Source organism: Bacillus sp. PSXD-155 (assembly GCF_049310765.1).
In the GTDB taxonomy this organism is placed as follows: domain Bacteria; phylum Bacillota; class Bacilli; order Bacillales; family Bacillaceae_G; genus Bacillus_A; species Bacillus_A cereus.
On sequence record NZ_JBMOWC010000005.1, the window covers coordinates 51199 to 62850 of the forward strand.

Sequence of the window (11652 nt, forward strand, 5' to 3'; positions counted from 1 at the left end):
TTTCCCCTAGCTTTCCCTCTACAAAAATAATGTATCTATTCTTCCATTTCATACACTTTATTCTACAAAAACAATGCATAACGTTATCATAATGTATATATTTTCATAAAAAACATAACCTATTTCATGTCTATTTATTTTATATGTGTTTTTTTGAAGAATTTTCTTTTTATTTAAACTTTTCATTAGACGTTTGACCTCCGATGTCCATTATGATAAGTTACTTAAGATGTTATATTCGTAAACGTATAGACAACTGGTTTATACACTGTTTTTACTATGAGGAAGGAGCATACACTGCATGAATCTTTTATGGGGAATTGGCGGCGTGATTGGAGTATTAGCAATTGCTTTCTTACTATCTTCCAACCGCAAAGCTATTAATTGGCGCACAATTTTAATTGCGCTAGCATTACAAATGTCATTTTCATTTATCGTATTACGATGGGATGCTGGTAAAGCAGGTTTAAAACACGCTGCTGACGGTGTTCAAGGATTAATTAATTTTTCTTACGAGGGAATTAAGTTCGTTGCTGGGGATTTAGTCAACGCAAAAGGACCTTGGGGATTTGTATTCTTTATTCAAGCACTACTTCCAATCGTATTTATTAGTTCATTAGTAGCAATCTTATATTATTTTGGTATTATGCAGAAATTTGTTAGCGTCGTTGGTGGTGCATTAAGTAAACTTCTTGGAACTTCTAAAGCAGAAAGCTTAAACTCAGTAACGACTGTATTTTTAGGACAAACTGAAGCTCCAATCTTAATTAAACCTTACTTAGCACGCTTAACAAATAGTGAATTCTTCACTATTATGGTAAGCGGTATGACAGCTGTTGCCGGATCAGTTCTTGTCGGCTATGCAGCAATGGGTATTCCGTTAGAGCACTTATTAGCAGCTGCAATAATGGCAGCTCCATCAAGCTTATTAATTGCAAAACTAATCATGCCAGAGACAGAAAAAGTAGATAATAACGTTGAACTTTCTACAGAACGTGAAGATGCAAACGTTATCGATGCAGCTGCACGCGGTGCATCTGAAGGTATGCAACTTGTTATTAACGTAGCAGCAATGTTAATGGCTTTCATCGCATTAATCGCTTTATTAAATGGTTTATTAGGATTAGTTGGGTCTTTATTCCATATTAAACTTAGCCTTGATTTAATCTTCGGCTACTTACTATCACCATTTGCAATCTTAATCGGTGTTTCTCCAGGTGAAGCTGTACAAGCAGCAAGCTTTATCGGTCAAAAACTTGCAATCAACGAATTCGTTGCATACGCAAACTTAGGACCACACATGGCAGAGTTCTCTGACAAAACAAATCTAATTTTAACATTCGCAATCTGTGGATTCGCAAACTTCTCTTCTATCGCAATTCAATTAGGTGTAACAGGAACGCTAGCTCCTACTCGCCGTAAACAAATTGCACAATTAGGGATTAAAGCAGTTATCGCTGGTACATTAGCGAACTTCTTAAATGCAGCAGTTGCAGGTATGATGTTCCTATAAACTTATATAGAGTCTTCTCTTTCTACAAGAGAAGACTTTTTTCATGCAATCCAAACGTCTTTTATGTATCTATTAATCACCTTATCCCAAATATAAGTACATTATGATACAATAATGTTTAGGTCTTTTTATTTTTCTGATGAAAATAGAGATACTACTTGTGGTTGCCCTTCAAAAGAATTTAACGACATGGTCAATTTCTTAATAATTGCGCATACTACAAGTATCTATTGATGAAATAGCTTTAAGGAGGAAAGTTTTGTGAAAGATAAGTTCTATAAAATCCTCTCTATGTGGATTTTACAAATTGTATTTTATTTTACTACTGTACATGTGATGAATTATGAGCATGCGCTCATTTTTACAATAATATACGTAATCGTAAATGTACTATTCTTATTTTTAGCTGACAAAACAGCATTTATTTTCTTCATACTAGGAACCATTATTTCCGTATTTTATTTATTTTATGAAGCATGGCTTCATTTATGGAGTACATCAGTTCAATGGCAATATATGATTACCCACTTCCTGATGGCAGCTAACTTCTTCATTGTATACATAACAACTCACCTATTGAAAAAAGTGATTCATGAAAATAAAACTTTAACTGAGCGTGTGAGAACGTTGGAACAATATATTGGAGAATCAAAATTACTAACAAGACAAGAATTCGAGAGACGCCAAGCGTTATTAACGACTGCAATGAATCGTCGTAATGAAACAGGCTTTATTGTTTACTTTGATTTCACTTCCTTTAGTAAATATACGAAGGAAAGTGTTATGGACCGTGTAGCTTCCTTATTAGTTGAAACCGTAAGGAATGATTTTGACCTTGCTGCTGAATATGATAATAATACGCTAGTTATTTTATTACAAAACACAAATGAAGCTGGTGCTGATATTGTAATGAACCGCCTAAAGCCAAAAATGGAGCAATGGCTTGCAGCTGAAGCAATCCGAGATGTAAAAATTTCACGCGAGCAAATTGGAAACAAAGGACAGACATTGTTATGATGACTCTCGTTATACTTCTTTTATTTCTTCTGTTTTGCGTACTCGTTTTTTGGATCAGTATCACATTTTCAATTAAATATGTACTTATTTTTACAGCCTTTCTATTCTCTGGCTTACTCGTTTACTACTCTTTCTTAACAATCGCGGGCTTAATTCACCGAAATAGTAAACGAAAAGATCGTACGCTAGAACATTATCCGAGCGTTGATATTTTCATACCTGCTCATAATGAAGGGGTCGTTATTAAAGATACTTTAGAGGCGATGGCGAAGATTGAATATCCAGGAAAGCTAACCATTTATTTATTAAATGATAACTCTCAAGATGAAACACCTGAAATCGGCGATGATTTCGACAAAGCTTATGCCCACATTCGTCACATTCGTGTTCCGTCCGGTGAACCGAAGGGTAAATCACGCGTATTAAACTACGGCCTTAGTATTTCAGATGGTGAATACTTCTGTGTGTACGATGCAGATAACCAACCTGAACCACACGCACTGCGAATGCTTGTAGAGCACGCTGAAACAACTGAAGATGCTGTTGGAGCAGTTGGACATGTTCGTACAGTAAACGAAAAAAGAAACTGGCTGACGCGAATGATTTCGCTAGAATTTCAAATCTTCCAGCTCCTTATGCAATCTGGCCGCTGGTTACTATTCCAAACAGGCTCACTGACAGGAACAAACATGCTTCTTCGTCGCTCTGCACTAGAAGAGCTTGGTGGCTATGACCCTTATGCAATTGCAGAAGATGCCGAATTAACATTACGAATTACACAAAAAGGTTATCTCTTACCAATCGTCCCAGAATCAGTTACTTGGGAACAAGAACCAGAGCATTTAAAAATCCTTATTAAACAACGTACACGTTGGCTCCAAGGGAATTTATACATTTTAGAGAAAATGTTCTCGTCATTAAGCTTCTTTAAAGGAAAACTGCTCGTTCATTCCTTACAACAAGTTCTAGTGTATGTTGTATTTTGGCTATTCCTAATCATTTCGAACGTTTGGTTTGTAATTGGGCTACTCGGGATATTCCAAATTCAATATAGCATTCCGCTACTATTTATGTGGTATGTCGCATATATTACATATGTTTCTCAATTATTTAGTGCCCAGAGTGTCGAACGAACCTTTACACCGACTAATATTTTTATTAGCGTTATTATGTACTTTACGTACGCACAGCTCTTTACGTACTTATTTATTCGTAGCTTAATCTTATACTTACGTGCAAAGAGCAAGAAACAAGTCATTGGCTGGGATAAGACAGTTCGATTCAAAAAAGATAAATAAAAATAAGCACAGAGCGCCGTATGCTCTGTGCTTATTTATTGCCGTATAAATTATATATCAGACAATACCCCTTAGCTGAAAGTAATTTCACGTCCATCCCCCAACGAACGATCGACCTTCATTTATATACGAAAAAGTGATTGCTATTTTTGTAGAACCAATTGCTTCTCTTGCTGTTCTTTGCGCGTTTCAGTCTTAGGTTCCGTGCTTTCTTGGACACTACGATGTGCCACACGTTTCAAACAAATATGCTTCCACTTTCTTTCGTAACGTTTCATTATTCTAGATGTCCCCCTTGAATGCGCTTTAAAACTATTTGAAATCGCTTACAGGAAATAATATAGCACATATATATAAACGTGACAACACATTTCCGACATATTTTTGACAAAAATACGAATAGAATTCGTAAGGTATCGAATATTGTCGAAACCTATCGTTTTTTCTTCGTATAAAAGGCATACTACTTATATGGTAAAGTATTTTATTTCCCCTACCCGCATTTCAAATTCCTTCTATATAAAGTGAAACTTTCATTAGCCATCACCAATCGGGCTTTTACAAGCAGCTCGATTTATTTGCTTTTGCTGAATTTTGAGGTGGGGTTCTTACTGCTCAGCAAATAGAGGGATAAAAAAAGAGCTGATATGAAATCAGCTCTTTTCCTTCTATTATTAATGACGCTTCATACGTCCTTCTTTTTGTAACTCTTTAAATAATGCTGCCATCATAAAGAAAATAACAAAGACGAACGGGAATGCTGCAATGATAGCTGCTGTTTGTAATGCTTCTAATCCGCCAATATATAATAAGGTTGAAGCTATCGCGGCTAGAACGATACCCCAAATCATTTTAATACGATTTGGTGGGTTTAAACTACCATGTGTCGTTAACATCCCTAAAACGAATGTTGCAGAGTCTGCAGATGTAATAAAGAATGTTGCAATAAGTAAAATACCTAAAACCGATAAAGCTGATCCAAAGCTGCCCATCTGATCAAACATAGCGAATAATCCTACTTCTGTTCCCATTTCTTTCACTTTGTCGAAGATATGTGCATCACCAAACAGCTCCATATGAATACCAGTACCGCCGAACACAGAGAACCAAAGTGCACCAATTACGGTCGGCACAAGTAACACACCGATAACAAACTCACGAATTGTACGACCTCGTGAAACACGAGCAATAAACGTACCTACGAATGGTGACCATGCAATCCACCATGCCCAATAGAAAATTGTCCACGATTGAATCCATTGGTTTCCACCTTCGTCTAATGGACTTAAACGGAAGCTCATGCTTGGTAATTCCTGAATATAAGAACCGATTGTTGAAGTGAAGTAATTCATAATAAAGTTTGTTGGACCCGCAAATAATACAATAATCATAAGTGCAAACGCAAAAATAATATTCGTATTACTTAAATATTTAATTCCTTTATCAAGACCTGTTTGCGCAGATAACATAAATAATACTGTTACGATTGCAATAATAACTAACTGAGTCGTTAATGAGTTCGGGATAGATGTTAAATAACTAACACCACCTGCAATTTGTTTTGCACCGAGACCTAATGATGTTGCAACACCAAACACAGTTGCGAAAACAGCTAACACATCAAATGAATGAGCAATACGCCCGTGTTCCCCGCCCTTAAATAACGGACCTACTGTCGCACTAATCGTACTTGCTTTTCCTTTTCTAAAAGTAAAGTAAGCAATACATAACGCTACAAACGCATATAGTCCCCAAGGATGTAATCCCCAATGGAAAAATGAAAAACGCAGTGCAAGGCGCGCACTTTCCTCAGTTGCACTATCTCCAAACGGAGGTGCGTATAAATGGTTTAATGGTTCGGCAACGCCCCAGAAAACTAAGCCAATACCCATACCAGCACTAAATAACATAGCAAACCATGTCATATAACTATAATCAGGTTCGTCATCATCTTTACCTAAACGAATAGAACCGTATTTCGAAACAATTAAAAAGATAGATACACCTAAAATAATAGAAACGGAAATAATATAAAACCATCCAAACTTACTAACTAATGCAGTTTGAATTGCGGTTGTTACATTTCCTAAGCTACCTTTTCCAATAATAGATTCGGGAATAATCCCCCAAATTGTAAATGCAATACATAATGTTAATGAAACGATGAATGTTTTTGTCAGTTTCCTCATCAAATCCCCCTTCGTAGGTTTCGTTTTTGTAAATAACATAAATTCCGATATGTAAAATCGGATAGAAAACTATAATTTTGCGGTGATTTTCTTACTTTCACCTTCACCAATTCGAATTCTTATGGACAGCCTTACCTTTCGTATAACCTTTTCACTCTGCAAGAGCTACAAGTTAGAAATACTGCTGTCAAATTGTGTGAGAAAAACGCGGATAGGAATGTATTTTCCTAAAAAAGGATGTGTTACATATGTAAAAAAGGGCAAAGTTCTTCCTTGCAACCCTTTCGTTTTGTAACAATTATGCGGTTTTTTTGCTAGTATATAGCACGTGTTTATAGCTTCACAAACAAAATGTTTATGTTTATATAACTATATTACCCATAAAACGGTAAAATACTCAAGGAATGTAATCGTTTAGTAAACATCATGTAACATTCCTGTAATATTCTTATTTACGTCGAAAAAAACATGTTGTATTAAATATTTTGAATATAACTAGAAACCTATGAGTCATATAGAATGAAAAACGCTTTCCTATATTTTTTGTTATATTACAGGATGTTAACGACTTATTACGAATGGTTTGTAATTGTGTGTTTTCCCCAAATCCGAAAAAATCTGTTGCTATAATGAGGACACGAAAACAAACGCAATGGAGGCTATCATGAAAAAATTAATTGGTATAGCAACAGCAGCAGTTTTTGGTCTTGGGATTTTCACATCATCTGCTAATGCAGAAACTGTTGTAACAACAGACGTACTAAACGTACGCGAAAACCCTACTACGGAATCAAAAGTTGTCGGTAAATTACTAAACGGTAATAAGATAGATGTTCAAAATACAGAGAACGGATGGTCAAAAGTTACTTTAGACGGTAAAGACGCATTCGTAAGTGCAGAGTTCACAAAAAGCATCTACTACGTAACAGCTAACGTATTAAACGTACGTGCTGAAGCGAACACAAACTCAGAAATTCTTGGAAAGTTGAAGAAAGACGATGTAATCGAAACAACGAACCAAGTACAAAATGAGTGGTTACAATTTGAATATAACGGGAAAACAGCTTATGTTCATGTTCCTTTCTTAACAGGTACAGCACCTGTAATTGAGAAACAAGAAACGACTGTTCCTGCTAAAGCTGAAGCACCAGCTAAGGCTCAAGCACCTGCAGCACAAGCAAAACCAGCTGCTAAGCCTGCTGTGAAAGCTGCTGAAACTAGCACACCATCTGGTGGTCGTGAGTTAACAGTTGTAGCTACAGCATATACAGCTCACCCGAGCGAAAACGGTGGCACATATGGAGGCCGTGTATTAACTGCAATGGGTCATGATTTAACTGCGAATCCAAACATGAAAATGATCGCTGTTGACCCGAAAGTAATCCCATTAGGATCTAAAGTATGGGTAGAAGGTTACGGAGAAGCTATCGCTGGAGATACTGGTGGCGCAATTAAAGGTAACCGTATCGACATCTTACTTGGATCAGATAGCGCTGCTCAAAAATGGGGACGCAAAACTGTTAAAGTGAAAATTTTAAAATAACCAATGACTGCTAAATTACAAGCCGGTTCTCTTTATTGAGAGCTGGCTTTTATTTATTTATAATACATATAAGGAGGCTATGCCCATGAATGTACAAGCAAAAGTAGACTGGATTGGTACGCCAAAGCCGTACATATATAAAGATGAAGTAACATATAACGCTACTTCTATTGATTTCTCACTCGCTGGCGATGATAATCGCTATAAGTTAATTGTACTCAAGTCTGAAAACAATACACATTACAAAATTGTGCAATATGGAATAAAACCAGGCTCTCAAAAACCATTTCCTATCGACATTCCATTTGAACAAAATATGTTGCCAATTATAGAGCAAATATTACATGATCCGTATGTACAAGCGATATTAAAAGAAACGCACTCATAATTGAAAAAAAAGATATCACCTCGCCGGATTTTTCGGCTAAGTGATATCCTTTTTATTTTCCCTTCGTGAACACAATTTAAGAAAAATATATCAACGATTTTCCGAATATATCTATCATAAATCGCAATATATCAACGATTTTTCAATTATATCTATCATAACTTACGATATATCAACGGTTTGACACGAAATATTGATTTAGCTACAAAATAAAGAGGCTGTTCAAATATTGAACAGCCTCTCTCATATTAACGAGTTGGACCAGATACATCTTCTGATTTCAACGTATTATTTGCACCAAGAGAATGATACAACATCTTTCCATTTCCATTCACAGTTACAATATGTTCGTTATTAAAACTTTTGAACTTCACAGATCCATCACCGTAACGAATATGGTACTCTTCATATGTCGTTACTTTATATTTCGTATCACTTTGACGCTCTACATTACGAACTTCCATCGTTAATAAATCTTCTGTAATTCCTTTTTTGTGTAAATACTGTATATAATCACGGTCTTCCTTATACGATTTCCCGCTCTTATCATAATTATTTTCAATTAAACTAAAATCATTTAATGAAATTGCACGTACATTATCATAAATATGATTTTTTACAAAGTCGCCCACTGCTGAATTTGATGTTTCTTTCGGGAGTTTTAAGTAATACGTGCTTTGGTCTCCAATTTTAACACTTTCAGATTTCATCACACCAAAATCAGTAGTTTTCTCTAAATGTACTTCTACTGTTTCATCTGTGGATACAGGGCCAAGCTTATAACTTCCATAATTTAATTTTCCACGTTTTTTCCCGTTCACAAATACAGTTGCATCACTTTCATCAGAAGAAATGCTTACATACTTGCCTTCAAGCGATAAATCAATTTTCACTTTCTCGCTCTGCTCATCCGCTAAATCTACTTCTTTCTCTGTTTCTAATTCAGTAAGTTCTGTCTTCGCCGTTGCCTTTACAACATATGTACCTGGGAAGTATGGCCCCAACTCTTTCGAATTTTTATCACTAGAAAGCTCTGTTTCTTTTTTGTCATTCACATATATTTCTGCATTCTTTGCAGTTGTACTTACGCTCATATAATAAGATTTCATGCTGAACTTATACTTTGGATATAAGAACCACTCTTTTCCCTCTTCTACTATTTCCCCATCTTTAAATGCAGGTTTATCTTTTGTTAACTTTTGATCTACTGTCTCTTTTTGTAAATAAGATAACAATTGTTTGTTGTAAGAAGGATTCTCTTTTAAATAACGCATGTACGCTTTAATATCCTCTGTCTTAATCTTTAAGCTTGAATCATTTGCTTTCACAAACTCATCAATTGCGTTAATATCTTTCTTTTGGAATGCTTCAATCATTACATTTACTTGCTTTTCTTTTGAAAACTTATATGCTCCAAATTTATATGCCCCAAATAATAAAATAACAATAATAGCTAAACCAATGATTAAAAATACATTTTTCTTACTTTTCACTGGTTTTGTCTCGCTTTGTAATTCTGTATATGAAGCAGCAGTGTTATCAACGATTACTTCTACTTTACTCCCACACTCAGGACAAAAGTTCAAATGGTCTGCAACGTTCTTTTTACATGTTCCACAAAACTTCAACGTGCTCTCCTCCTATTTTTTAGCTAATTTCATTCCAGCAAATGCTGCTACATATGTCACAATCAAGCTAAATAAAGTTAAATATATAAATGAATTTTGCATAGATAATACCGTTCCACTTGTTCCAAATAAACCTGTTACAGTTCCTGAAACATTAATTTGGAACTTAGAAATCATATTCATTACAATCATCATAATTGTGTAAGAACCACTGCATACCGCTAATGTAATATATATATTGGCAGTCGGTAATTTAGCTAACTTTCTTCCCGCTCTAAACATAAAGAACAATGGAATAATAAGCAGTAATAAACCATAATGGAATACGTTATTCACTTTATCAAATTCTGCAAGGCTTTCCTCATTTGCTCCTTTTGAAATCAATATCTCTCTGAGCTCTACGCCATTTACAGAGACGCCTGATATAAATGAAAACGATAGTGTGCTCTCATATGCTTTTGATTTCTTACCAATTCCAGTAAATTCCTTACTAAGTGCTGGACTTGATACTTCTAACGGCGCAAAATGAGCCATACTCCATAATTGAGGTGTTAACTCTAATGCTAATAATGTACTTTCAGATTTTAAAGTTGTTATTTCTTTTAATGGTTCAATACCATCTTCCTTACTTACTAACGCCATAATACAAACCGCTACTGCTGTTACTAAAAGTCCTTTTATCATAGCTGAAACACCGTAATAAACAGACGCTCCATATGGCATTAACTCTTGAAATGCTGCTGCCATATTGTTTTTGCTTGTATGAGCAATAAATCCTAATAAGGTAAATAATGTCCCACATACAAAACCACTCAATAAACTCTTAATCGCTGAATAGCCAACCGTAATCTTACCTGCTTCTGAGAATGGAATTGCAAAAGATTGTGATGCTATAAAACTTATAATGAATAAAAAGACGCCATAAATAATACCAACTGTTGATGCCATAAAAATTTGATCTTTAATCGTTTTCGCAACATGCTGCTTCCCTAACCAAATTCCTGTACCAGCGAAAATAATAAATGGAATGATTAATAGTAATGTAAATGGAGTATGCCAAGATAAAGAAAATATCAATCCACTATCGTCGTTAGCTGTAAAACCAAGTAAATGATAACTTAACATCGTAGAAGTTGCACTCGAATAAAAATTCGGCAACATTTCTAATTCTTTCGCAAATTTGCTAAACATCTCACTTAACATAGAAGCAAATAATAAACTACCAATCCAACCAGCAATTAACATGAGAATACTTGCAACAGCCCCACCAATAAAACCTTTTTGTAAAACGGCTTTATCTGCTTTAAATTCAACTTTAGGAGCACCATCCATTGTAGGCAATTTTACAGATTGTTCCTTTTTCTTCGCAACAAATAAAGAATACCCACACTTTTGACAATATAAATTTTTTTGAGCATTTTCATTGCCACAACCTTTGCAGTATTTTGCAGTATCTTTTTCTAATGTTATTGCATCTATAGCTCCTGCAATCTCCATACTACCTTCATTTGGACAATAATTTACTTCTTCACCATGTTGTTTTCCACATGTGCGACAATACATTTAATTCACTCCCCACTTTGCTTAATTCCACAAACTGGACAGTAAGTAGAGTTTTTATCGATATGCTCATTACATGAAATACAATTTACCGTTTCACCTTCATTTTCTACTGCTAACATTGGGTTAGGCTTTCCACACGAACCACAAAACTTATCATTTATTGATAAAGGTCCACCACATTCACATGTAGCTTTTTCACCTTGTTGTTTTTGCAATTCAACAATGCGTTTTCTTGCTTGATAAATAGCTACATCAAATTCTTGAACTGGAGCAATCATTTCTTTTAAGCTCGCTTCATTTACTCCATTTCCTCTTAATTGAACGTACACTTGCTGTCCAACCTCTAATAGAACCTCTGCTTTTTTCTGCATTTGCACTTGCATTCCCTTTTTCAATTGAGCAATTTCTTGTGCAACTTGCAACTTCATTTTCCCTTGTTCTATTCCTTCTTGTAACTTATTCATTCCACTACCTAACTTCGTCTGTAAATCTGACAAATTATTTCTCCCCCTA

The 11652-nt window shown here is 35.2% G+C and carries 9 protein-coding genes; 5 read left to right on the forward strand and 4 right to left on the reverse strand.

The window, feature by feature from the left end:
• The first annotated feature begins 301 nt into the window (after window positions 1-301).
• The 3 genes from ACO6VI_RS06800 to ACO6VI_RS06810 all read left to right on the forward strand — a co-directional run bounded on the left by ACO6VI_RS06800 (window position 302) and on the right by ACO6VI_RS06810 (window position 3828).
• Window positions 302-1513: a NupC/NupG family nucleoside CNT transporter gene (locus ACO6VI_RS06800; RefSeq protein ID WP_088020982.1), complete on the forward strand. Its 1212-nt coding sequence runs from the start codon at window positions 302-304 to the stop codon at window positions 1511-1513.
• Window positions 1514-1774: 261 nt separating this feature from the next.
• A complete protein-coding gene (locus ACO6VI_RS06805) occupies window positions 1775-2530 on the forward strand; it encodes a diguanylate cyclase (RefSeq protein ID WP_088020981.1) in 756 nt (251 codons plus the stop codon).
• Entirely contained in the window at window positions 2527-3828 is a 1302-nt protein-coding gene (locus tag ACO6VI_RS06810) for a glycosyltransferase family 2 protein (protein ID WP_000988755.1), read from the forward strand. Before ACO6VI_RS06805 ends, ACO6VI_RS06810 begins: the two co-directional genes overlap by 4 nt.
• A 674-nt stretch (window positions 3829-4502) precedes the next feature.
• Here the strand turns inward: ACO6VI_RS06810 and opuD are convergent.
• Window positions 4503-6017 (reverse strand): glycine betaine transporter OpuD, encoded by a 1515-nt coding sequence (gene opuD / locus ACO6VI_RS06815; RefSeq protein WP_001229103.1) that lies wholly within the window; start codon window positions 6015-6017, stop codon window positions 4503-4505.
• A 664-nt stretch (window positions 6018-6681) separates the two neighbouring features.
• Here opuD and ACO6VI_RS06820 point away from each other — a divergent pair.
• Together ACO6VI_RS06820 and ACO6VI_RS06825 are read left to right on the forward strand one after the other, a co-directional pair.
• Complete coding sequence (locus tag ACO6VI_RS06820; RefSeq protein WP_000733343.1) at window positions 6682-7560, forward strand: cell wall-binding protein EntA; 879 nt, start codon at window positions 6682-6684, stop codon at window positions 7558-7560.
• A gap of 85 nt (window positions 7561-7645) precedes the next feature.
• On the forward strand, window positions 7646-7948 hold the full coding sequence (locus ACO6VI_RS06825) for a DUF3910 family protein (protein WP_001102539.1): 303 nt from the start codon (window positions 7646-7648) through the stop codon (window positions 7946-7948).
• A 248-nt stretch (window positions 7949-8196) separates the two neighbouring features.
• Here the strand turns inward: ACO6VI_RS06825 and ACO6VI_RS06830 are convergent, their stop codons facing one another.
• Genes ACO6VI_RS06830 through ACO6VI_RS06840 form a run of 3 tightly spaced genes read right to left on the reverse strand, consistent with a single transcriptional unit; the run spans window position 8197 to window position 11636 of the window.
• Complete coding sequence (locus ACO6VI_RS06830) at window positions 8197-9576, reverse strand: zinc ribbon domain-containing protein (protein ID WP_422423016.1); 1380 nt, start codon at window positions 9574-9576, stop codon at window positions 8197-8199.
• Between the two features lie 12 nt (window positions 9577-9588).
• On the reverse strand, window positions 9589-11139 hold the full coding sequence (locus ACO6VI_RS06835; protein WP_000271636.1) for a zinc ribbon domain-containing protein: 1551 nt from the start codon (window positions 11137-11139) through the stop codon (window positions 9589-9591).
• A 5-nt stretch (window positions 11140-11144) separates the two neighbouring features.
• A complete protein-coding gene (locus tag ACO6VI_RS06840) occupies window positions 11145-11636 on the reverse strand; it encodes a zinc ribbon domain-containing protein (RefSeq protein WP_001281749.1) in 492 nt (163 codons plus the stop codon).
• Window positions 11637-11652: the final 16 nt, after the last annotated feature.